Genomic DNA, 22,444 nt, shown 5'->3' with positions numbered 1-22,444 from the left:
ATGGAGCGTCATTGCAGCGCGGACCTCCCGGTCCGCCTCATGATCATGAGCGGACCGGGAGGTCCGCGCTCCCATTTCACCCTCCTGCCATTGGGAGGTTCACGTTCGACGGCGCTCGAAGCAACGAATGTCACTCCAGTTATTGACTAAGTTATTGAGATGTTCTATTTTCGTTCCTTTCGGGAAAAGGAGATCCATGTCCTTCCACACCTATCACGACGGAGCCGAAGAGCCGGCCTGGCGCGACCCCGACCTCAGCCTCGTCGACGACCGGCGGGGGCCCGTGCCCTCGGTCCCGCTGGCCCTGATTCCGTCGCCCTGGCGCGAGTGGATCGCCGAGACCGAGCAGGCGACCGGCGCGCCCGCCGACTATGTGCTGCAGTCGGTGCTGGCGGGCGTCGCTTCCGTGTGCGGCGCGGGCGTGCGGGTCCGCGTGACGCCGGCCTGGGACGAGCCGCTGGTCCTCTGGCTGGCGGCGGTCGGCGAGCCTTCGTCGGGCAAGTCGGCGGCGCTGGCGCCCATGCGCCGGCTGCTCGAGGCGATCGAGCAGGAACGACGGCTGGGCGACGAGGAGCGGCGGGCAGCGCACGCTGCGCGTTGCCGGGAGAGCGGGGAGGACAGCCCCTTCGTGCCGTCCCAGATCGTGGCGACCGGCGGCGAGGATCCGGCCGCCCGGCCGGGTCTCCTGGCGGCGCTGGCGGACATCGTGGCCGGCAACCCGCGCGGCATCCTGCTGTGGCGCGACGGCGCGGCCGACTGGATCGGCGAGGCTGGCGAGGGCGGGGCCGGTCGAATGGCCGGCTGGCTCGCCGGCTGGGCGGCGGACCCGCTCACCCTGGGCGCGTTGCGCCGTCCGGCGCGGTCGCTTGACCGCTTCGCGCTCAGCCTCCTGGAGACGGTCCGGCCGGAGCGGCTCAGGGCTGCGCTCGAGGCCGGCGACGGCGGCGTCGCGGCGCGCTTCCTGTTCGCCTGGCCGGGGCCGCAGCCCTACCGCGCGCTGGCCGTCGTCGAGCGCTCGACGGACGAGATGGTCCTGCAGCGGCTGCGGGCGCTGTCGCGGCTGGGGCGCGGGGCCGACGATCCCTGCGTGCTCGACGTCGACGCCCGCGGGCGGGCCGCGCTCGACACGGTCCTGGCCGGCCTGCACGAGGATCGCCGGGCGGCCGAGGGGCTGGAGGCGGCGTGGCTCGGCCGCAGCCGGTCGCTGATCGTGCGGCTCGCGGGCGTGCTGGAGTTGATGGCGACCGTCGACGGCAGGACGCCGCGGCCCGGGGCGATCGGCGCCGAGCAGGTCGAGGCGGCTGCCGCCCTGTGGCGCGACTATTTCCGCCCGCATGCCGCCGCGGTGTTCGACAGCGCCGAGCTCTCGGACCACACGAGGCGCGTGCGGCGCGTGGCGCGATGGCTGCTCGACCATCGGCCGGCCACCGTGTCGCGCGAGGACATCCGCCGCCGCGCGCTCAGCCTCAGCGCTACGGCCGAAGAGACCGAGAGCGCGCTGCGGCGCCTGCAGATGTTGGGCTACGTCCAGCCCGATGTCGCCCGCCGCGGCGGGCCCGGCCGGCCGACCACCCACTGGGAGGTCAATCCGGCGCTGGTCGAGGGGCCAGAACCATCAGCGAAACTTGCGTAACTATCTTAATTCAACCTGAACTGCCCCCTTGGGTGAGACAGCGAAGGAGCGAGGAGCAGGACGCGGGGCGGTGGGCCTCTGGAATTGGCGCCTTTCGCGCGCTATGTTGAACAAATGGGCACTTTGTCCAACAACGGTGTTGCCATGGGAAAGACGACAGGCAAGTCCGCGACATCGGGCCCGAAGCCGGCACGGCGCGTCGCGAGGCTGACCCGAGAGGGCGGGACGGGCCAGCTCGGCGGAAGCGAGGCGCGCGTCGAGGCGGTCATGCAGGCCGCCCGGAAAGCCGGGCTCCTGCACGGCAAGGGAGGCCGTATCGGCGGCCGGGTGAGTCCGGTCCTGGTCCGGCAGGCCAAGCGGCAAACGGGGATCGAGGCCGATACCGACCTGATCGAGTTTGCCCTGGCGACGGTGGCGCTGGAGGACAACTTTGCGCAGGCCTTCAGGACGTCGCGCGGCAAGGTCGACCCGGAGCTGAAGCTCGGCTTCTGACGTGGCGGAGTTCGACTTCGAGGCGGCGCGGCGGTGGGCGCGCTTCCATCCGCGAAGGACTCTCGCGCGACGGGACGATGACGCGCTGCCCTTCGTCGATGCCGCGTCGACCGGCGGTCAAGGCCTGTTGCTCGATACGTGTGTCTACATCGACCAGATGCAGGATCGGTCGCCCCCGGTCCTGGATGACCTGATCGCGCGGCGCCCGGTCAATCATTCGACGGTCGCGATCCAGGAGCTGATGCACACGGTCGGCGTGCTCGATCCGTCGGACAGACGGACCGCCGGCGTCGTCGTCGAGATCGGTAGGCAGATCAAGGCAATGCCGCCTCATCGGGTCTTTGCGCCGGACGTAGAGGTCCTCGGAAGGGGCGCGCTGCTCTCGGGCATCCTCTGTCGCGTCCAGGGATATCGAGGGGACGGCAGGCTGAGGGCCCTGCAGGACTGCGTCCTGTTCCTGCAGGCGCAGAAGCTCGGCCTGGTCGTGCTCACCTCGAACGTCGGCGACTACGATGTCCTTCTTCAGCTCATCCCCGCCGGGCGGGTGCTCTTCTATCGTCGGACATGAAGTCGCCGGCTCATGCTCATGCGGGGCGCGGACCCGCCTTCCGCTCGGCATCCATCCGGCGCAGCTCCCGCCGCAGGATCTTCCCCGTCGTGGTGAGCGGCAGCTCGCGCAGGAACTCGACCTCGCGCGGATATTCATGGGCGGCGAGGCGGGTCTTCACGAAGGTCGCGAGGTCGGCCTTGAGCGAGTCGGTGCCGACGATCTCGGGGCGGAGCTGGACGAAGGCCTTCACGATCTCGGTGCGCACCGGGTCGGGGATGCCGACCACGCCGACCATGGCGACGGCGGGATGACGCATCAGGCATTCCTCGATCTCGCCCGGGCCGATGCGGTAGCCGCCCGAGGTGATGACGTCGTCGTCGCGGCTCTTGAAGAAGACGTAGCCGTCCTCGTCCATGCGGCCGAGGTCGCCGGTCAGCAGCCAGTCGCCGGCGAACTTCCTCTGCGTCGCCTCGGGGTTGTGCCAGTATTCCAGCATGACGATGGGATCGTGCCGCCAGCCGGCGATCTGGCCCTCGGTGCCGGCCGGCACGGGGTTGCCCGCCTCGTCGACGATCGAGACCTTGCGGCCGGGACAGGGCCGGCCGCACGAGCCGGGCCGGACGTCGAACCAGCCCGGCGAGTTCAGCAGCATCAGGTTCATCTCGGTCTGGCCGTAGCCTTCGGAGATCGTGGTGCCGAAGGTCTCGCGTCCCCAGTCGAGCAGCTCCTCGCCCATGGCCTCGCCGCCGGTCGAGATCGCGCGCAGGTCGTAGCGCCAGCGGTCGCGCGCGCGGTGCACCTGGCGCATCATCTTGAGCGCCGTCGGCGGGATGAAGGCGACGCCGACGCCGTGCCGCTCGAGCAGCGCGAAGGCGCGCTCGGGATCGAACTTGGCGAAGCGGTGGGCGACCACCGGCGTGCCGTAGTACCAGGCCGGGAACAGCGCGTCGTAGAGGCCGGCGATCCAGGCCCATTCGGCCGGCGTCCACATGACCTCGTTGCCCTGCGGCCAGTGGCCGAGCCACTGCTCGACCGGCGGGATCGAGCCCAGCAGCATGCGATGCGCGTGCAGCGCGCCCTTGGGCTGGCCGGTCGTGCCCGACGTGTAGATCAGCAGCGCCGGATCCTCGGCCGCCGTGTCGACGGTGCGGAAATCGTCGGAGGCGGCGGCCAGCAGGCGGTCCCAGTCGAGGAAGGCGCTGCCGTGCGCGCCGGCGCCGATGACGACGATGGTCCGGAGATGCGGCAGGCGATCGCGCACCGCCAGCAGCTTGGGCAGCTGGCTCATGTCGGTGATCACCGCCGAGGCCTCGGCATTGGCCAGCCGGTACTCCAGCGCCTCCTCGCCGAACAGCGTGAACAGCGGCAGCACGACGGCGCCCATGCGGTAGCCGGCGAGATGGCAGAGGGTGAGCTCGGCGCCCTGGCTCAGGAAGACGCCGACGCGGTCGCCGCGGCCGATGCCGCGCGCGCCGAGCGCGTTGGCGAGCCGCGAGCTCGCCGCCAGCAGCTCGCCGAAGGTCCAGGGCCGCACGCTGCCGTCGGCCGCCTCGACGATCAGCGCCAGCGCCTGGCGCGGATGGCGCTCGCAGACGGCGCGGCCGATGTTGAAGCGTTCCGGCTTGGGCCAGCGGAACCGGCGCATGGCCTCGTCGTAGGGGACGCCGCGGGGGATCATGTCAGCGGTTTACGCGGGTGACGACCCGTCCCGCCAGCAGTTCCTGCGGCGTCGGCACCCACAGCGTGTCGGGCGGCGTGTCGAACACGCGGTCGGCGAAGGCCGGGGTGACGCCGGCGCCCAGGATCAGGAACCGGCGCAGGTCGCGGTTGGAGCCGTACATCGCCTCCTCGCTCATGCCGGGGAAGCTAGCGCGGTGGAAGCCGAGCCGCCCGGTGGGCGAGACGCTGCGCTCGACGCCGCCCAGGAAGGCGATGGTGCAGGCCGAGGCGCAGCCGCCCTCGACCCGCGTCGCCAGCCGCCGCTCGCGGAACAGGGTGAAGAGATCGACGCCGACCGAGGCGCGGCCGCCGGGCCCCGCCAGCACGACGGTGCGGATGCCGGGATGGCGGTCGAGCGCCTGTTCCACCGCCGCCTCGCTGCCCACGCCATAGGAACCCTCGACGTAGAGCGTGTGCCCCGCCGGGCCGACCGTGACCGTGAGGTCGTTGAGCGCGGAATCGCCGGTATAGATGTTCCAGAGCTCGGCGAGCGGCGGCACGGTGCGGTCGCGCACCACGGCGCCGACGGCCACGATCGCGGCGGCGGCCAGCGCGGCCGTGGCGGCGAAGACGGCGCGGCTGGCGCGGCGCTGCGCGGCCACGACGATCAGCCCGAGCTGCCACAGCGCGAAGGCGACCGAAGCCGCTGCCAGCAGGGCCGGAACGGCGACATGAGCGAAGCTGACGGCGAGGCCGCTGAACACGGCCGCCGAGACGCTGCCCAGCCCGACCAGCAGCGCCAACGCCGCCCAGGTGCCGCGGAAGTACACGGTCTGGGTGAGCGGCGCGGTGCCGTCGCGGGCGAAGGGCACGCCCTCGGCCTCGACATGGTCGGCGAGCCGCTGCAGCGGGCCGTTGCGTATCCGGCGCCGGCCGCCGGGGAACACCGGGCCGCGCAGCTCGGCGAGGCCCATGGCGCGCGCCGCGGCGGCGGCGTGGGCCAGCAGGCGGGCCGTCTCGTGTCGGCCACCGACCAGATGCGCGACCTGGAGATGGTCGGGATGGCGCACCAGGTCGATGGCCGCGACCGGCCCCTGCGGCCCGTCGATCACGAACACCGCGCGATCGTCGGATTCGTGCGGGACCAGGTCGGCCGAAAGCGCCGCCAGGCTGGCGAAATCCTCAACAGTTGCGCGACGGGGGTGGGGTGTTCGCATGCGGGGGGCCACGGTATGCTGCGGCAGTTTTCTCGGAGCGTCCAGAATGTCCCCCGACGATCATGCCTCCGCGCCCGGGTCGACCGCCGCGCGCGCGCGGTCCCGCAGCGGCGAGGCCGGCGTCACCACCGTGCCGTCGGTATGCCCGCACGACTGCACCAGCACCTGCGCGCTCGACGTCGAACGTCTCGATGCCAAGCGCATCGGCCGGGTGCGCGGCTCGATGCGCAACGACTACACGGCCGGGGTGATCTGCGAGAAGGTCGCGCGCTACGCCGAGCGCATCCACCATCCGGACCGGCTGATGAAGCCGCTGCGCCGGGTCGGGCCCAAGGGCTCGCGCCAGTTCGCCGAGATCTCCTGGGCCGACGCGCTCGACATCGTCGCCGAGCAGTTCATCGCCAAGGCGCGGCAGCACGGCGCCGAGACGGTGTGGCCCTACTACTATGCCGGCACGATGGGCCTGGTGCAGCGCGACGGCATCAACCGGCTGCGCCACGCCATGAAGTACTCGCGCTGGTTCTCGACCATCTGCGTGACGCTGAGCGACACCGGCTGGATCGCCGGGGTCGGCGCCAAGCGCGGCGCCGACGTGCGCGAGATCGACGAGCATTCCGACCTCGTCGTGATCTGGGGCGGCAATCCGGTCAACACCCAGGTCAACGTGATGACCCACGCCATGCGCGCGAAGAAGCGCGGGGCGAAGCTGGTCGTCGTCGATCCCTACCGCACCGGCACGGCGGAGCAGGCCGACATGCACCTCGCGGTGCGGCCCGGCACCGACGGGGCGCTGGCGGTCGGGGTGATGCACGTCCTGTTCAAGGAGGGCTTCGCCGACTGGGACTACCTGCGGCGCTATACCGATGCCCCCGATGAACTGGCTGCGCACGTCGCCACGCGCACGCCCGAATGGGCCTCGGAGATCACCGGCCTTTCCGTCGAGGAGATCGTTGCCTTCGCGCGGCTGTACGGCCAGGCCAAGGCCGCGTTCATCCGCTGCCACCACGGGTTCAGCCGCACGCGCAACGGGGCGGCCAACATGCATGCCGTGACCTGCCTGCCGGCGGTGACCGGCGCCTGGCAGCACAAGGGCGGCGGCGCGCTCTACGGCCACAGCGGCATGTATCCCATCAAGAAGACCCTGATCGAGGGGCTCGACATGGTCGATACCTCGATCCGCGAGCTCGACCAGTCGCGGCTCGGCCCCATCCTGACCGGCGACCGGGAGGCGCTGAAGGACGGGCCGCCGGTCACGGCGATGCTGATCCAGAACACCAATCCGGCGATGGTCTGTCCCGAGCTCGAGCTGGTCCACAAGGGCTTCGCGCGCGAGGACCTGTTCACCTGCGTGCACGAGCAGTTCCTGACCGAGACGGCGTCCTTCGCCGACATCGTGCTGCCGGCCACCATGTTCCTCGAGCACGACGACTTCTACACGGCGAGCGGCCACACCTTTTTCCAGGTGACCAAGGCGGTGATCGAGCCGCCGGGCGAATGCCGCGAGAACCACTTTGTGATCGCCGAGCTGGCCAAAAGGCTGGGGGCCACGCATCGCGGCTTCGACATGACCCCGTGGGAGATCATGGACGAATCGCTGAAGGAATCCGGCATGTGGGATGCCGAGACCAACTGGCGGAAGGGCGGCCAGGACTTCCATCTCGGCTTCGAGACCTCGCATTTCCTCGACGGCTTCGTCTGGCCGGACAAGAAGTTCCGCTTCAAGCCCGACTGGGCGGCCTGGGGCCCGCGCGGCAAGGAGATGCCGGTGCTGCCCGACCATTTCGACGTGATCGACGGGCCGACGCCGGAGCGGCCCTTCCGCATGGTCGCCGCACCCGCGCGCACCTTCCTCAACTCGACCTTCACCGAGACGGCGAGCAGCCAGAAGCGCGAGGGCAGGCCCACGGTGATGATGAATCCCGAGGACTGCGCGGCGCTGGGCTTCGCCGAGGGCGACCGGCTGGAGATCGGCAACGACCGCGGCGCCACCATCGTGCACTGCCGGCCCCGGGCCGGGCAGCAGAGGGGCGTCGTGGTGGTCGAGGGCATCTGGCCCAACCGCAATTTCGAGACCGGCATGGGCATCAACGCGCTCACCTCCGCCGATCCCGGCTGGCCCAACGGCGGCGCGGTGTTCCACGACACCGCCGTCTGGATCCGCAAGCCGGCGTGACCTCGCTCCATCTTCATTTTGCAGCAATGAACGAAGACTTCCGACCCGCCCCCAATCCCAGCATCGCCCAGGCGCAGAGCACGCCGGCGCCGGAGCGCGCCCACGTCCTCGTGATCGGCAACGAGAAGGGCGGTTCGGGCAAGTCGACGACGGCGCTGCACATCGCGGTGGCGCTGCTGGGCGAGGGCGCGCGCGTCGCCACGCTCGACCTCGACGCCCGCCAGGGCACGCTCGGCCGCTACATCGAGAACCGCACCGCCTTCGCCGCGCGCAAGGGCATCGACCTGCCGATGCCGATCCATGCCGCGGTGCCGCTCTCGACCCTGCCCGAGCGCGCCGAGGCCCAGGCGGACGAGCGCACCCGGCTGGAGGCGGCGCTCGAACGGGTGATCGACACGGTCGACTTCGTCGTCATCGACACGCCGGGCAGCGACACCTACCTGTCGCGGCTCGCCCATACCTGGGCCGACACGCTGCTGACGCCGCTGAACGACAGCTTCATCGACCTCGACCTGCTGGCGCGCGTCGATCCCGACACGCTCAAGGTCGTGCGCCCGTCGATCTATGCCGAGCAGGTCTGGAAGCAGCGCCAGATCCGCGCCGTGCAGGGCGGCCGGCCGGTCGACTGGGTGGTGATGCGCAATCGCCTGTCGTCGCTGGCCGCGCGCAACAAGCGCGACATGGCCTCGGTGCTCGACTCGCTGTCGCGCCGCATCGGCTTCCGCGTCGCCGCGGGACTGAGCGAGCGCGTCATCTACAAGGAGCTGTTCCTGAACGGCCTCACCCTGCTCGACCTCAAGCGCGGCAGCGGCCGGCGCGCCGACGGCAGCCCGTCGCTGACGCTCAGCCACGTCGCGGCCCGGCAGGAGGTGCGCGACCTCGTGGCGGCGCTCAATCTGCCGCGACGAGATGCGGACGCGCCATCGGCTGAGCCCGCCACAGAACCAGCCACGCCAGACCAGCAAGCTGCAGGATGAACAGGGCGCCGAATGCCCAGGTGTAGCCGTCGGGCGCATAGCCGGTGGCGGTGCGCGGCCACAGGTCGACGATCTTTCCGATCGCCCACTGTCCGGCGAAGATCACGCTGAAGACGACGAGGTTGCTCGACGTGCTGACGCGCCCGGCATAGTGGGCCGGGAAGGACTGCACCATCAGCGGCATGTACTGGATGGGAAGCGCTCCCAGGAAGCCGAACAGGATCCAGGCGAGCGCCGGATGGAAGCCGGGCAGGAAGGCGAGCCAGCCGCACACCAGGGCGAACAGCAGGCTGGTGATCCCGGCCGTGGCGAAGCCGCTCAGCCCGATGCGCTGGAAGGCGCCGAAGACGACGCCGCTCAGCGCGAAGCCCAGCGTCATCACGGCGGTGGTCCAGAGCTGGATGTCGGCCCGCGCCTCCTTGTCGGCGATGCCGCCCATGTCGCGCAGCCACGGGCCGATCCACAGCGTGATGCAGCCGATGAAGGCGAGCTGCTGGATCGAGAGCAGCGGCTGGATGCGCCAATAGAAGCCGTTGGTCAGCACCGTGCCGGTGATGCGGAACTGCTCGCCGAGCGTGCCGCCGGACGACGATGCCGCGCGGTCGGGCACGACGGTGAACAGGATCGCGGCGGTGAGCAGGCAGACGCCGGCCAGCCAGAAGAACAGTCCCTGCCAGCTCATCACCGAGAGCGACCACTGCACCGGCAGGGTCGCGGCCATCGAGCCCAGCCCGCCCGCCATCATGTGGAAGCCGGTGATCAGGCCCCAGCGCTCGGGCGGATACCAGAGCGTGATCGCCTTGATTGCCGCCATCAGCCCGCCGGCGAAGCCCAGGCCGATCAGCGCGCGGGCGACCACCAGCTCGCCGAGCGAGAGGCTGAGCCCGAACAGCGCCGAGCCGGCCGCGGCCATGACCAGCAGGAAGGTCTGCACGCGGCGCGGCCCGTAGCGGTCGAGCATGACGCCCAGCACGGGCTGGCAGCCGGCGAAGAACAGGAAGAAGGCCGAGGTGAGCAGGCCGAGATCGCCCGCCGACAGGCCGACGTCGCGTTCGAGGTACGGAAAGATGACGGCGTTCACGCCGCGGAAGATGTAGGAAAGGAAATAGGCGAACGCGAACGGCAGGAAGACCCGCAGGAACAGCGTTGCGACGGTCGGGGCGTTTCCGGTCATGCTTCGTTTGTTGGCGCGTGGCGCGGCGCGAACCTTAGGCGGGCGCCGCCATGGCGTCAAAGCATCGAAACGTGCCGCGTCGAGGCGCTAGTTCAGCCGCCGCTCTTGTGGTGGGCGCGCCAGTCGGCGGGAGACTCGCACTTGTGTCCGTAGACGCCGGCGCCGTTGAACCAGGCGATCCAGTCGTCGAGGACGTAGCGCCAGGTGCGGCGCAGCGACGCCCAGGCGAGTCCCCGGCGCACGAGCAGCGTGCCCAGATCCTCGCCGTCCAGGGTGCAGGTCGCGACGGGCCGGCTGTACTGGTCCTTGCCCGTGTTGCGGCAGTCGAGCTTGCGGCTGGCGGCCATCTCGTCCAGCGCCTTGTGTGCGGCCTCGCCCGCCTTCCAGCCGTCGGCGCAGGTCTGGCCGGGCGCGGGAAGCTCTATGCCGTGCAGCCGCCAGGTCGCGCCGTTCAGCCGCACGACATCGGAGCCGGTCGCGTCCTGGGCGACGGCCGGCAGCGACAGCCCGACGAGCGAGACGGCAGCGATGAGACGTGCGGTGCCCAAGGGCCTCCCCGACCCGCGCGACGGCTTGCGAGTCACGTCGCAAGATACGGACTAAATCGCGCGAGGCAATGCATTCGTCTCTCTGCTAGGGTCCCCGCGACCCTGGTCGAGGCCTCCAAACAACTCTGCATCCTTCAATGAACAGCGCCGCTTCGACGACCGGTCTCAGCAAATGGTGGGCGGACCGCTGCTGGAAGATCGGCAAGCATCTGGACGACATGGGGCGACGGCTTCTCGTGCGCGCGCCAGCGGCTGCCCGGGTCTATGCCTGGGTCCTGGCCGGCCGGCGCGGGCGGCCGCGCCTCTTCCCCGGCTGGACCTTCGCTTGCGAGTATTTCGTCGAGCGCCGGTGGATGGCGCTGCGCCGCGGTGCGCTGTGGGAGTTCGCGCTGGAGCGGCAGCTCGTCTTCCCGCTCACCGTCGCCTGGTACGGCGGCACGCGCGTCGAGGTGACGCTGGGCAACGACCAGAGCCTGTGCCTGTTCGTCGCGGGCTCGTTCGAGCCCAACGAGTTCGCCTTCCTCGACCGCGTGGTGCGGCCGGGCATGACCTTCGTCGACATCGGCGCCAACGAGGGACTCTTCACCCTGTTCGCATCGCGCAGGGTCGGCCGCCAGGGACGCGTCGTGTCCGTCGAGCCGAGCTCGCGCGAGCGCGCCAGCCTCGAGGCCAATCTCCGCCGCAACGGCATCGGCAACGTCACCGTCGTGCCGCATGCGCTGGCCGACCGGCCGGGATCGGCGCGCCTGCAGATCGCCGCCAGGCTGCATGGCGGTCACAACACGCTGGGCGCCTTCACCTACGACGATGTCGATGCCGTGGCGGTCGAGGAGGTCGCGGTCGAGACGCTCGATGCCCTCGCCGCGCGACTGGCCCTGGGCAAGGTGGACGTGATCAAGATCGACGTCGAGGGCGCCGAGGTGAAGGTCCTGTCGGGCGGCCGCGCCCTGCTCGCGGCGCACCGGCCGATCCTGCTGATCGAGGCCAACGACGGCGCGCTGAAGGGGCAGGGGGCGAGCACCGATGCCCTGCTCGCCACGCTGCGGGAGCTCGGCTACCGCATCGAGGTCTTCTCGGACAGCACGGGCGAGGTCGTGCCGATGGCGCCGGACGGCAGCCCGTCGGCCAACATCGTCGCCGTTCCCTCGACCTAGTTCGGCGCCAGCTTCAGGAGCTCGCGGGCGACGCGGTCGGCGACGATCTCGGTGCCGCGCTCGGTCCAGTGGCCGTCGGCGATCCTGTAGGTGCCCCGCCGGCCCGCGAGGACGTCGCGCAGGTCGATGAACGGCACGGACGAGCGGCCGAGCGCCGCCGCCAGCGCGCGATGGCGGGCATCGGCGCTGAGCGAGGTGCTGAAGTACTTGGGCCATGGCCGCCAGAAGTCGACATAGTCCGGATCGACGGTCCCGACCGGGATCAGGGCGACGATCAGCCTGACGCCGTTGGCCGCGGCCAGCCGGTGGGCGGCCACCAGCCAGCTCAGCGTCTCGTCGACCATGCGCCTGCCGTCCAGCCGGTCGGCTTCGGCGGCATCGCGCGGCATCGTCCAGGTGCCGGTCTCCCAGTCGATCATGCCGGACAGCAGCCAGCCGGCGAGGAACTCGGGATCCTTCCGCCGCTTGTCGAAGGCCGCCCAGAAGCGCTCGCCGCCACGCGACAGGATCTCGCGGATCGTCGCCTCCGGCAGCTTCGGGAAGTAGTGGCGGTGCATGTGGCCGGCGAGCCTGTCGAGGCGCTCGGCCGGCGGCAGCTCGAGCCAGGCGTTCAGCTGCTCGAATTCGCCCTCGATCGGCTTGTTGGCGCCGCCGAACTCGGAGAGGCCGAGCCGGTTGACGACGAACCAGGTGCTGCGCGGCGCCACGGCGCCGAGCAGCGAGGGCAGGGGAAGCTCGGCGATCGCTGGCGGGATCCAGCGTCCGTAGGGCTCGGCCAGGAAATCGTTGCCGGCATAGACGGCCAGCAGGATGACGTCAGGCTCGAGCCTCAGCGCGACGTCGCGGATGCGGTAATAGTACTGCGGCGGTCCGGTGGCCGAGACGCCGAAGTTGATTGCCTCCATGCCGGTGTGGCCGGCGTCGGTCCAGCGCTGCTCGACGAAGGCCGACAGCGGCGCCCGCACGAAGGCACCCTCGAGGAAGCTGTCGCCGACGAGCACCGAGCGGAAGCGAACGCCCGGCGGCCACGGGAAGGTGCGCGGGCGGTCGCGCAGCGCCCAGTCATTGTAGGTGATGGTCGGCGTGGAGGTAACGGCGATCGGCCGGATGTCGCGCGCCGGCCAGGACGGCACCAGGAACGAGGCGGCCGCCTCCATGCAGGCAAGCGTGAGGCCGGCCAGCAGGACCGCGTAGACCGCCCAGAACCAGCGCCTTCTCGCTGTTCCCGCGGCCACGGCCGGTCAGCAGCCCTTGCCCTTGGTGCGGCAGAGCTCGTCGAGCACGGGCAGGAGTCGCGCTACCATGTCTTTCGAGATCGCGGTCATGGCATTGGCGTTGGGATGCGGGTCGGGCACCGTGACCCAGAGCGTCCGGGGATCGAGGTTCTCCATGCCCGGCAGCAGGTCGTAGAAGGGCACGCCCTGGGCCTCGACGACCTTGCGCACCTTGTCGGTGATGTCGGCGAAGGGATAGGGCTTGAGCTCGCGCAGCTCGGGGATGTTGAACACCAGCAGTTTGGCGTCGATCTTCTTCGCCTCGACGGCGAAGTCGGCCAGCGCCTTCTGGGTCACCAGCCAGCCCGGCGCCTTGGGTTCGTAAAGGTTGCGGTAGTAGTGCCGCCAGTCGGGCACGTCGCCGAACTGGCGGAAGACGGAATCGACGCGGTAGGTCAGCACCACCCAGGCGGCGGAATGCTCCGTGAGCCAGCCGTTCTCGGCGTAGTTGGGCATCGGCTCGGCGTCGTTGATGAAGTACGACAGCACGACCACGTCCGGCTTGAGCCCCGCGCCGACCTCCCTGAAGAGCGTCAGTTCCTGCAGCGTGTTGTAGTTGCCGACGCCGAGGTTGAAGCCGTCGACCTTGCGGCCGGCCTTGGCCAGCAGGTCGAGCACCTGGCGGGCGAACGTGTCCTTTTCGGCGACGCCCCAGCCCATGGTCGTCGAATCGCCGACGAAGGCGATGCGCGCCACGCCCTCTTGCGTGGTCGCCGGGATCTCGGCGCCGCGCAGACCGTGCGAATCGGTGCGGACGTCGACGCCCATGAGCTGGGCGTCGGCCTTGGGCCGGTGGCGATGGCCGAGGTCGGGCTGCAGGTCGCGCACCTTGACCTCGCGCGCGTACTTCCACATTTCGAGCTCGTAGAGCATGCCGTCGTCGAGAACCAGGCGGGTCAGCGCCTCGAAGCCAAGCAGGCAGATGAACGACGCAGCGAGGATCAGGCAGATGTTGAACGCGACTTTCATTGATCGTTGTCGTCGGAAGACCCGGTCGAAGCGGCCCGGCGGCCGGAGGATGGGCGCCTCTCATAGCCTGTCCCGTCCGCGGCGTCACCGGCACCGGGCGTGCGCCCTCGCGTCACAACCGATTGACAAGGTAGTGCTTCTTTCCTTGCATGGCGTTCGAGGCTGAGCGGACAGACGTGGCCAGGAAACCCGACCTACCCAGTACCGGAGACGCCGGCGCCCCCTCGGCGGTGGATGCCTTCACGCGCGAAGTTGCACGCCTGCCGCCGAAATCCGGCGACGCGAGCCGCGGGCGGCTGCTGTTCGCGATGGATGCGACGGCGAGCCGCGAGCCGACCTGGGACCTCGCCTCGTCCCAGCAGGGCGAGATGTTCCTGGCGGCCGGCGAGATCGGCGGGCTCGAGGTTCGGCTCGCCTTCTACCGCGGCTTCGACGAGTTCAAGGTGAGCCGCTGGACGAGCGACGGCCGCGAGCTCGCCCGCCTGATGGGCGCCGTGCGCTGCCTCGCCGGGCGGACCCAGATCGCGCGGCTGCTGCGCTACGCCGCCGAGCAGCGGCGCGAGAGCCGCGTCGATGCCGTCGTCTTCGTCGGCGACTGCTGCGAGGAGGATGTCGACGAGATCGGCCACGAGGCCGGGAAGCTCGGCCTGATCGGCCTTCCCGTATTCGTCTTCCAGGAGGGCAACGACCGCGTGGCCTCGCGCCTCTTTCCGCAGATTGCCAAGCTGACCGGCGGCGCGCACTGCGTGTTCGACCGGTCGAGCCCCGAGCAGCTGAAGCGCCTGCTGGGCGCGGTCGCGGCCTATGCCGCCGGCGGCCGGTCGGCGCTCCTGAAATACGGTCAGCAGCAGGGCGGGGCGGCCGCACTCCTGACCCGCCAGATGAAGTGACGATGGATCGATGACCGACACCCTGGCCGCCGAGGTCGCGGCGTTCTTCGATCGCGAGATCCTGCCGCGCCATCGCGCCTGGTCGGAGCATGTGGCCCACCGGCGCGGGCCTGTGCCGTTCCTCGCCGGCCTGCGCGACCGGGCGCGGGCGGCCGGCCTGTGGAACCTCGGCCTGCCGGACCGGATGAGCAACCGCGCCTTCGCGCCGATCGCCGAGATCACCGGCCGCCTGCCGTGGGCGCCCGAGGTGTTCAACTGCCAGGCGCCGGACGTGCCCAACATGATCATGCTGCAGCACGCGGCCACGCCAGCCCAGAACGAGCGCTGGCTGCAGCCGCTGCTGGACGGGCGGATGCGGTCGGCCTTCGGCATGACCGAGCCGGACGTGGCCTCGTCCGACGCCACCAACATCGCCACGACCCTGCGCCGCGACGGCGGGTCGTGGGTGGTGAACGGGCGCAAATGGTACATCACCGGCGCCGCCCATCCCGACTGCGCCTTCGTCATCGTCATGGGCGTGTCGCGCCCGGAGGCGGCGCGCACCGGGCGGCATTCCTGCGTCATCGTTCCGATGCCGTCCCCGGGCCTGCGCGTCGTGCGCGAGCTGCGCTTCCTCGGCTGGGAGGACAGCATCGCGCCGATCGCCGAGCTCGCCTTCGAGGACGTGCGCGTGCCGGCGGAGAATCTGCTGGGGGCCGAAGGCGAGGGCTTCGCCGCCGCGCAGGTGCGGCTCGGTCCGGCACGCCTGCACCACTGCATGCGGGCCATCGGCACCTGCGAGGTGCTGATCGAGCTGATGATGGCGCGCGCCGCCGAGCGCCGCGCCTTCGGCCGCGCCGTGATCGACTACGACGCCACCCAGCAGGCGATCGCCCGCTCGCGCATCGACGTCGAGCAGGCGCGGCTCCTGGTGCTGCGCACGGCCGAGCGGCTCGACGCCGAGGGCCACCAGGCGGCGTGGCGCGACGTGTCGATGGCCAAGGTCGCCGTGCCGGAGATGGCCCAGCGCGTCGCCGACCGGGCGATTCAGATCTTCGGCGCAATGGGCGGCAGCGACGACGTGCCCATCCACCGCGCCTTCGCGATGGCCCGTCTGCTGCGCATCGCCGATGGGCCCGACGAGGTCCATCTGCGGCAGATCTTCCGGCAGGAGCCGCCGGCCCGCTGGACGGTGGCCGCTTCGCCGTACGTGACGCTGCCTCCGGCCTGATCGCGACGGGCTCGCTCAGGCGGCGCCGAGCAGGCGCGCGGTCAACCGTCCGGGCAGCACTTGGCCGAGCCAGACCGCCGCCTTGGTGGGAAAGGGGAAGGCGATGCGCGGGCGGTCGCGCGCAAGCCCGGCGCGGATGATCGCCGACGCCTTCGCGCCGCTCATCATGAACGGCATGGGAAAGGGCGCGCTGGCGGTGATGCGGCTGACCACGAAGCCCGGGCAGATGACGCTGACGCCGATCCCGTCCTTGCGCAGCACGTAGCGGATGCTCTCCCCCCACACCCGCACGGCGGCCTTGGAGGCGTTGTAGGACGCCGAGTAGGGCAGGCCGATGAAGCCGGCGAGGGAGGAAACGATGCCGATCTGGCCGCGCCGGCGCGCCTGCAGCCGCGGCAGCAGCGGCTCGACCGTGTTCAGCACGCCGCCGACGTTGATGTCGAAGGTCTTGCGGATGATCGAGAAGTCGCCGAGCGACGAATTGTCCTTGTCGATCGACACGCCGGCGTTGGCGATCACGAGATCCACCGGATGGGCGTCGTCGAAGGCGACCAGCCAGTCGGCAAAGGCGGCGCGGTCGACGACGTCGACCGTCTCCGCGACGACAGTGGCGCCCCTGGCGCGGCAGGCGGCGGCGACGCCGTCGAGGCGCTCGCGATCGCGGCCGGTCAGGGCAAGCGCGATGCCGGGGCCGGCATAGTCGACGGCCAGGGCCTCGCCGATTCCGCTCGAGGCGCCGGTGATGACGATGCTGGTGAAACGCTTCATGGGATAACCTTCGGGCGGGCGCGTTGTATGCGACGGGACCGGATACTAGAGTGCCGCGCCGCGGCGCAGCCAGTGGCGGGTATCGGGGAGTCTTTTTTGATCGCGAGCATGACGGGATACGCCCGGGCGCAGGGAGCGGATGAACGGCGGCGCTGGGTCTGGGAAGCGCGTAGCGTCAACGGTCGGAACCTCGAGATTCGCTGCCGCGTGCCCGCGGGCTTCGACCGTCTGGAGAATCCGGCGCGCACCGCGGTCGGCGGCCGCCTGAAGCGCGGCAACGTTTCCCTCACCCTCACGATCGCGAGCGAGCAGCGCGGCAATCCGCTGCGCATCAACCGGGCCCTGCTGGCCGAGCTGGCAGGGATGGTCGACGAGGTCCGCCGGACCACGGGCGCCGCCGCGCCGTCGGCCGACGGGCTGCTGCGGGTCCGCGGCGTGATCGAGGAGGAGGAGGTCGGCGCGGAGAGCGAGGATGCGCTGTCGGCGCTGGACCGCGCGATCTCGGGCACGCTGGACGAGGTGCTGAAGGCGCTGGCCGCGGCGCGCGCGGCGGAAGGCGAGGCGCTCGCCGTCGTGATCGACCGGCATGTCGCGGAGATCGAGGAACTGTGCGGGCGCGCGGCCGAACGGGCGGCCGCGCAGACCGGCATCATCCGGGCGCGCTTCGAGAGCCAGCTGGGGGAACTGCTCGAGCGCGCGCCGGCGCTGTCAGAGGAACGCTTCGCCCAGGAGGTCGCGCTGCTGGTCGGCAAGGCCGACGTGCGGGAGGAGCTCGACCGCCTCGCCGCGCATATCGCCCAGGCGCGCACGCTGCTGGCGACGGCGCAGCCGCAGAATCCGGTCGGTCGCAAGTTCGACTTCCTCTGCCAGGAGTTCAACCGGGAGGCCAATACGCTGTGCTCGAAGTCCGCCGACATCGAGCTGACGCGCATCGGCATCGATCTGAAGGGCGCCATCGAGCGCCTGCGGGAGCAGGTCCAGAATGTCGAATGACAACGGCACCTCGGCGATCCAGCGGCGCGGGCTGATGCTGGTCCTGTCCTCGCCGTCGGGGGCGGGCAAGACCACGCTGTCGCGGCAGCTCCTGGACAACGACAACCAGATCCGGCTGAGCGTGTCGTGCACGACGCGCCAGAAGCGGCCGGGCGAGCGCGACGGCGTCGACTACCGGTTCGTCGATCCGCCGACCTTCCGCGGCATGATCGAGCGCCGGGAGTTCCTCGAGTATGCCGAGGTGTTCGGCAACTACTACGGAACGCCGCGGGGGCCGGTCGACGAGATCCTGGGCGCCGGCATGGACGTCCTGTTCGACATCGACTGGCAGGGCACCCAGCAGCTGCGCGACAAGGGCCGGGCCGACCTGGTCACGGTCTTCATCCTGCCGCCGTCGACCCGCGACCTCGAGAAGCGGCTCCTGACGCGGGCCCAGGATTCCAAGGATACCGTCGCGCTGCGTATGATGAAGGCGGCCGACGAGATGAGTCATTGGGCGGAGTACGACTACGTCGTGGTGAACAGCGACATCGGCACCAGCCTGACCAGCCTGAAGGCGATCCTGACGGCCGAGCGTCTGAAGCGCGAGCGCCAGGTCGGCCTCTCGGTGTTCGTCAAAGGGCTGCGCGAGGGGCGCTGACCGGCTGTCCGATGCCGGTCTGGCCTTGCGAGCGCAGGACGAGCTGCGAGGGCACGCAGGGCCGGCCGGAGAACTCGGCGATCAGCCGGTCGCTGGCGGCCTCGATCGTGTCCTCGAGCCGGCGCATGAAGGTGTCCTTGTCGAGGCCAGTCGCGATCGGCGGCAGGAACTCGATCGCGCAGCGGCCGGCCCGCTTGCGCCAGTCGCGGCGGTTCCACAGCAGGCCGAGAGACGTCGCGACCGGCACGACCGCGAGGTCGAGGTCGCGATAGAGATAGAAGATGCCCGAGCGGTAGCGCTCGCGCTCGCCCGGCGCCATGAGATGGCCTTCGGGATAGATGGCGATATGCCGGCCGCTGTCGTAGGCGCGGCGGGCGAACTGGGCGAGCTTCTCGCGCTCGCGGCCGCCGCCGCACGTGTCGACCCGGATCATCTGCAGGCGGTGCAGGAGGCTGCCCAGCACCGGCACGCGGAACAGCTCCTGCATGGCGACGAAGGCGATGCCGGGGATCAGGGCGGCCAGCACCATGCCGTCGGCCTCGCTGTGATGCTTGTTGGCCAGCAGCACCGGTCCGCGCGCCGGCAGGTTGGCGCGGCCGCGGATCTCGATGCTCATGCCGCCGATGACGCGCATGCCACAGACGACGGCGCGCGCCCAGCGATGGAGCAGGCCGCGCAGCGGCGCTGGCCCCGGGATCGCCAGCAGGGGAAGGCCGGCCAGGATCGTCAGGACCGTGAGGGTGTAGAAATAGAGATTGAAGGCCAGGGAGCGGATCATGCCCCGACTATAGTGAGTGAGTGCTCACTTGTCAATCTCGGCCAGCCGGGTGAAGTCGGCGACGGAAAGCTCCTCGGCCCGGGCGGTCGCGGCCAGGCCGAGCCCGCCCAGGACGGCGGTCGGATCGGCAAATGCCCCGGCGAGCGAGCTGCGCAGCATCTTCCGGCGCTGGCCGAAGGCCGCGGCGGTCAGCCTCTCCAGGGGCGCGAGGTCCGGGGCTCGCTGGTCCCGGAGCCGGGGCGTCAGCCGCACGACCGTCGAGACAACCTTGGGCGGCGGCACGAAGGCCGAGGGCGCAATGTCGAACAGCCGGCTGACCGAGCAGACATGCTGGGTCAGCACCGACAGCCGTCCGTAGTCCTTGGTGCGGGGGACCGCGACCAGACGCTCGGCCACCTCCTTCTGGAACATCAGCACCATGTCGGCGATGTCGTCGGCCCGATGGAGCCAGCGGACCAGAAGGGCCGTCGAGACGTTGTAGGGCAGGTTGGCCACGATGCGGCGCGGCGGCGGGCCGAGCGCTGCCAGGTCGACCGAAAGCGCGTCGGCCTCGACCAGGGTGAGCCGTCCGCCGGCGGCCTCCTGCAGCGGCGCCAGCGCGGCGATCGCCCGCGGGTCGAGTTCGACGGCGACGACCCGGTCCGCTCCCTCCAGCAGGAGGGCGCGCGTGAGCCCGCCGGGGCCCGGCCCGACCTCGATCACCGTGCCGCCGGCCAGTGGCGCCGCGGCGCGGGCGATGCGGCGGGTCAGGTTGATGTCGAGCAGGAAGTGCTGGCCAAGGCGCTTGCGGGCGTCGAGCCCGTGGTCGGCAATGACCTCCCGCAGCGGCGGCAGGTGCAGGAGCGGGTCCATGCCGGCGCGCCGGTCAGGTGCCGCGCCGGCGGGCCATGTCGTCGGCCATGCGCAGCCCCGCGATCAGGCTCGTCGGATCGGCCCGACCCGTGCCGACGATGTCGAGCGCGGTCCCATGGTCGGGCGAGGTGCGCACGAAGGGCAGTCCCAGGGTGACGTTGACGCCGCCGGCGAAGTCCACGGTCTTGATCGGGATCAGCGCCTGGTCGTGATACATGCAGATCGCGGCGTCGTAGGCGGTCCGCGCCGCGGCGTGGAACAGCGTATCGGCCGGCGCCGGTCCGCTGACCTCGATTCCCTCCCGCCGAAGCGTCTCGATGGCCGGCGCGATCACGCGCCGTTCCTCGTCGCCCATGGCGCCCTGCTCGCCGGCATGCGGGTTGAGCGCGGCCACGGCGAGGCGGGGACGATCGATTCCGAAAAGCGTCCTGAGACCGGCCGCGGTGAGGCGTCCCGCACGGACTATCTTGTCAGCGTCAAGGTCGCGCACAGCCTCGGCCAGCGACAGGTGGATCGTAACCGGCACGACCCGCAGCTCGGGGCAGGCGAGCATCATGGCGACGTCGACGCCACCCGCCAGCTCGGCCAGGTACTCGGTGTGCCCGGGGTGGCGGAAGCCCGCGTCCTGCAGGGTTTTCTTCTGGATGGGGTTGGTGACCATGCCGGCGATCTGGCCGGCCGTCGCGAGCTCCACGGCCCGTTCGATCGCCTCGAGCGTGGCCGGCGCATTGGCGGGGTCGGGCTTTCCGGGCTGCACCGGCGCGCGCAGCCGGACCGGCAGCACGGGCAGGGCCGACGCGAACATCTTGACGGCGTCTGCGGGACGATCGACTTCGCGGACGGATACGTCGAGCCCGAGCTTGAGGGCGAGGTCCGCGAGCCGTGCGGCATCGTCCAGGGCGAAGAAGGGGCGGTCACCGGAGCGGCGCCGCGCCCAGGCCTTGAGGGTCAGTTCCCCGCCGATCCCGGCCGGCTCGCCCATGGTGACGGCGAGCGGCGCGGCGGGGCTCATTGCTGGGGCTGCTTGATGTCGATGGTCGCCTGGCGGCGCAGGTCGCGCATGTAGCGGCGGCCGGCCGCATCGAGCTTCTGGATCAGAAGCTGCTGCGAGATGGCATCCCGGGTCGGGAGGCCGTCGCTGCCCACCTTGCTGCACAGCGCCACGACCTGCAGGCCCTCGGCGACGCGGAACGGACCGGCCGTCCCCCCGACGCTGAGCCTGGGGATCTGCTCGTACATCTGCGGGTTCGCCTGGAGATCGCCGACCCTGATGCCCGACAGATCGCCCGACGTGGCACCCTTGAGCTCGTGCGAGCGGGCGTGAAGGTCGCTGCAGCTGCGGACGCCGGCGACCGCCTTCTGCGCATCGGCCGTGGCCCTCGCGACCTCGTCGGGCGTGGCGTTGACCGGCAGCGGCAGGGTCATCTGGGTGAGATTGAGACGCACGTCGTCGGGCCGCGCGGCCGCGAACTGCCGCTTGTCGATCAGGTAGAGGATGTGCCAGCCGGCGGTGGTGCGGATCGGCTCCGACGCCTGCCGCGGCTGCAGCCGGCCGAGCGCCGCATCGAGCTGCGGATCGAGCGTGCCGGGAAGGACCCAGCCCAGCTCGCCGCCGGCCTGGGCCGTCGCGCCCTGGGAAAATTGCTGGGCAACGGCGCCGAACGGCGCCCCGCGGCGCACCTGGTCGCCCAGGCGGTCGATGTTGCGCTTGGCCTCGTCGGCCAGGTCGGCCCGGTCGATGGGCACGAAGATCTCGGCCACGCGATACTCGGTCTTGCCGACGTTGGTCCGCACGCGGTTCAGCGTGTCGTCGATCTCGGCCTCCGAGACGTCGACCTGGGGACGGACCTTGCGTCGCACGATCTTGGTCCAGGCGATCTGGGCCTCGATCTGCTGAAGGGCGATCTCGGGCGGGACGCCGATGCTCTGGAGATATTGCCGGAACTGGCCGCGCGCCATGCCGGCGGCGCGCTCGATGTCGTTCAGCCGCTGCTGTAGCTCCGCATCGGACGCCTTGAGCCCCAGCCGCTTGGCATCCTGGAGCTGCAGGCGCTCGTCGATCATCTGGCGCAGGACCTGCGGCGCCATGCGCTGGCGCAGGTCGGGACTGTCCTGCAGGCCCGTCGTGCGAATGGCGAACAGGACGCGCTGCGAGAGGTCGAAGTCGGTGATGGCATCGTCGTTGACACGCGCCAGCACACGCAGGCCCTGCGCGGAAGCGAGGGAGGGAAGCAGCACGACGAGGAGTGCCACCGTCAGTCGGGTAATCAGCGCGGACATTGCACCGGCAGTTGGTAGAGGGTTGGTCATTATATGCCGCGACCTTCATGCCGCAACGGAAGTGGAGTGCCTTAGCGGTGGACTATGGCAAGATACGGGCGCGCTTGACGCTTGCCAGCCAGTGGTTTAGCCGAACACGCACGGCTTGGGACAGGGACAAGACAGGGGCAACGATCCGACGAATGACGACTGCTCGCCGATCGATCAATGCCC

At 70.6% G+C, this 22,444-nt stretch carries 21 protein-coding genes; 10 read left to right on the top strand and 11 right to left on the bottom strand.

Going from position 1 to position 22,444, the window contains the following annotated elements; all coding sequences use genetic code 11:
* Positions 1–196 precede the first annotated feature (196 nt).
* The 3 genes from ACO073_RS19770 (at position 197) to ACO073_RS19760 (ending at position 2,693) form a co-directional block, all read left to right on the top strand.
* Positions 197–1,633, top strand: coding sequence for a DUF3987 domain-containing protein (locus tag ACO073_RS19770; RefSeq protein ID WP_421999577.1), 1,437 nt, complete (start codon positions 197–199; stop codon positions 1,631–1,633).
* A gap of 144 nt (positions 1,634–1,777) precedes the next feature.
* Positions 1,778–2,125 (top strand): hypothetical protein, encoded by a 348-nt coding sequence (locus tag ACO073_RS19765; protein ID WP_421999575.1) that lies wholly within the window; start codon positions 1,778–1,780, stop codon positions 2,123–2,125.
* Between the two features lies 1 nt (position 2,126).
* Positions 2,127–2,693 (top strand): type II toxin-antitoxin system VapC family toxin, encoded by a 567-nt coding sequence (locus tag ACO073_RS19760; RefSeq protein ID WP_421999574.1) that lies wholly within the window; start codon positions 2,127–2,129, stop codon positions 2,691–2,693.
* A gap of 16 nt (positions 2,694–2,709) precedes the next feature.
* Here ACO073_RS19760 and ACO073_RS19755 read toward each other — a convergent pair whose 3' ends face one another.
* Together ACO073_RS19755 and ACO073_RS19750 are read right to left on the bottom strand one after the other, a co-directional pair.
* Entirely contained in the window at positions 2,710–4,353 is a 1,644-nt protein-coding gene (locus ACO073_RS19755) for an AMP-binding protein (protein ID WP_421999572.1), read from the bottom strand.
* Position 4,354: 1 nt separating this feature from the next.
* On the bottom strand, positions 4,355–5,551 hold the full coding sequence (locus tag ACO073_RS19750) for a hypothetical protein (protein ID WP_421999570.1): 1,197 nt from the start codon (positions 5,549–5,551) through the stop codon (positions 4,355–4,357).
* 46 nt (positions 5,552–5,597) lie between these two features.
* Between ACO073_RS19750 and ACO073_RS19745 the strand changes: the two genes are divergently transcribed.
* Both ACO073_RS19745 and ACO073_RS19740 read left to right on the top strand, forming a co-directional pair.
* The gene (locus tag ACO073_RS19745) at positions 5,598–7,724 is read left to right on the top strand and encodes a molybdopterin oxidoreductase family protein (protein ID WP_421999568.1); all 2,127 of its coding nucleotides are present in this window, start codon (positions 5,598–5,600) and stop codon (positions 7,722–7,724) included.
* Positions 7,725–7,750: 26 nt separating this feature from the next.
* Entirely contained in the window at positions 7,751–8,701 is a 951-nt protein-coding gene (locus tag ACO073_RS19740; RefSeq protein ID WP_421999566.1) for a division plane positioning ATPase MipZ, read from the top strand.
* On the opposite strand, the gene ACO073_RS19735 is transcribed toward ACO073_RS19740, so the two are convergent.
* Both ACO073_RS19735 and ACO073_RS19730 read right to left on the bottom strand, forming a co-directional pair.
* The gene (locus ACO073_RS19735) at positions 8,616–9,875 is read right to left on the bottom strand and encodes an MFS transporter (RefSeq protein WP_421999564.1); all 1,260 of its coding nucleotides are present in this window, start codon (positions 9,873–9,875) and stop codon (positions 8,616–8,618) included. The two genes, ACO073_RS19740 and ACO073_RS19735, sit on opposite strands and share 86 nt — an antisense overlap.
* Before the next feature lie 92 nt (positions 9,876–9,967).
* Entirely contained in the window at positions 9,968–10,423 is a 456-nt protein-coding gene (locus tag ACO073_RS19730) for a thermonuclease family protein (RefSeq protein ID WP_421999563.1), read from the bottom strand.
* Between the two features lie 137 nt (positions 10,424–10,560).
* Between ACO073_RS19730 and ACO073_RS19725 the strand changes: the two genes are divergently transcribed.
* Entirely contained in the window at positions 10,561–11,577 is a 1,017-nt protein-coding gene (locus ACO073_RS19725; protein WP_421999561.1) for an FkbM family methyltransferase, read from the top strand.
* On the opposite strand, the gene ACO073_RS19720 is transcribed toward ACO073_RS19725, so the two are convergent.
* Entirely contained in the window at positions 11,574–12,812 is a 1,239-nt protein-coding gene (locus ACO073_RS19720; protein WP_421999559.1) for an alginate O-acetyltransferase AlgX-related protein, read from the bottom strand. The genes ACO073_RS19725 and ACO073_RS19720 overlap by 4 nt on opposite strands.
* A gap of 6 nt (positions 12,813–12,818) precedes the next feature.
* On the bottom strand, positions 12,819–13,820 hold the full coding sequence (locus tag ACO073_RS19715; RefSeq protein ID WP_421999557.1) for an SGNH/GDSL hydrolase family protein: 1,002 nt from the start codon (positions 13,818–13,820) through the stop codon (positions 12,819–12,821).
* Between the two features lie 176 nt (positions 13,821–13,996).
* On the opposite strand from ACO073_RS19715, the gene ACO073_RS19710 reads away from it, so the two are divergent.
* Positions 13,997–14,710 (top strand): VWA domain-containing protein, encoded by a 714-nt coding sequence (locus tag ACO073_RS19710; protein ID WP_421999555.1) that lies wholly within the window; start codon positions 13,997–13,999, stop codon positions 14,708–14,710.
* A gap of 10 nt (positions 14,711–14,720) precedes the next feature.
* Entirely contained in the window at positions 14,721–15,920 is a 1,200-nt protein-coding gene (locus tag ACO073_RS19705) for an acyl-CoA dehydrogenase family protein (protein WP_421999553.1), read from the top strand.
* Positions 15,921–15,935: 15 nt separating this feature from the next.
* On the opposite strand, the gene ACO073_RS19700 is transcribed toward ACO073_RS19705, so the two are convergent.
* Entirely contained in the window at positions 15,936–16,688 is a 753-nt protein-coding gene (locus tag ACO073_RS19700; RefSeq protein ID WP_421999551.1) for an SDR family NAD(P)-dependent oxidoreductase, read from the bottom strand.
* Between the two features lie 108 nt (positions 16,689–16,796).
* Between ACO073_RS19700 and ACO073_RS19695 the strand changes: the two genes are divergently transcribed.
* A complete protein-coding gene (locus ACO073_RS19695) occupies positions 16,797–17,681 on the top strand; it encodes a YicC/YloC family endoribonuclease (protein WP_421999549.1) in 885 nt (294 codons plus the stop codon).
* Positions 17,671–18,321, top strand: coding sequence for a guanylate kinase (gene gmk / locus ACO073_RS19690; RefSeq protein WP_421999548.1), 651 nt, complete (start codon positions 17,671–17,673; stop codon positions 18,319–18,321). The genes ACO073_RS19695 and gmk overlap by 11 nt, the downstream gene beginning before the upstream one ends.
* Here gmk and ACO073_RS19685 read toward each other — a convergent pair.
* From ACO073_RS19685 to ACO073_RS19670, 4 genes are read right to left on the bottom strand one after another with little or no spacing between them, the layout of a single operon-like run.
* Positions 18,296–19,099 carry a lysophospholipid acyltransferase family protein gene (locus ACO073_RS19685; RefSeq protein ID WP_421999546.1) on the bottom strand — a complete coding sequence of 268 codons (804 nt, stop codon included), beginning with the start codon at positions 19,097–19,099 and terminating at the stop codon, positions 18,296–18,298. The genes gmk and ACO073_RS19685 overlap by 26 nt on opposite strands.
* A gap of 24 nt (positions 19,100–19,123) precedes the next feature.
* Positions 19,124–19,951, bottom strand: coding sequence for a 16S rRNA (adenine(1518)-N(6)/adenine(1519)-N(6))-dimethyltransferase RsmA (gene rsmA / locus ACO073_RS19680; RefSeq protein ID WP_421999544.1), 828 nt, complete (start codon positions 19,949–19,951; stop codon positions 19,124–19,126).
* A 13-nt stretch (positions 19,952–19,964) separates the two neighbouring features.
* Entirely contained in the window at positions 19,965–20,963 is a 999-nt protein-coding gene (gene pdxA, locus ACO073_RS19675) for a 4-hydroxythreonine-4-phosphate dehydrogenase PdxA (protein ID WP_421999542.1), read from the bottom strand.
* A complete protein-coding gene (locus ACO073_RS19670; protein ID WP_421999541.1) occupies positions 20,960–22,231 on the bottom strand; it encodes a peptidylprolyl isomerase in 1,272 nt (423 codons plus the stop codon). Before ACO073_RS19670 ends, pdxA begins: the two co-directional genes overlap by 4 nt.
* Positions 22,232–22,444 lie beyond the last annotated feature (213 nt).

Source organism: Reyranella sp. (genome assembly GCF_965229815.1).
Lineage (GTDB): Bacteria > Pseudomonadota > Alphaproteobacteria > Reyranellales > Reyranellaceae > Reyranella.
This window is presented reverse-complemented; position numbering and strand designations above follow the sequence as displayed.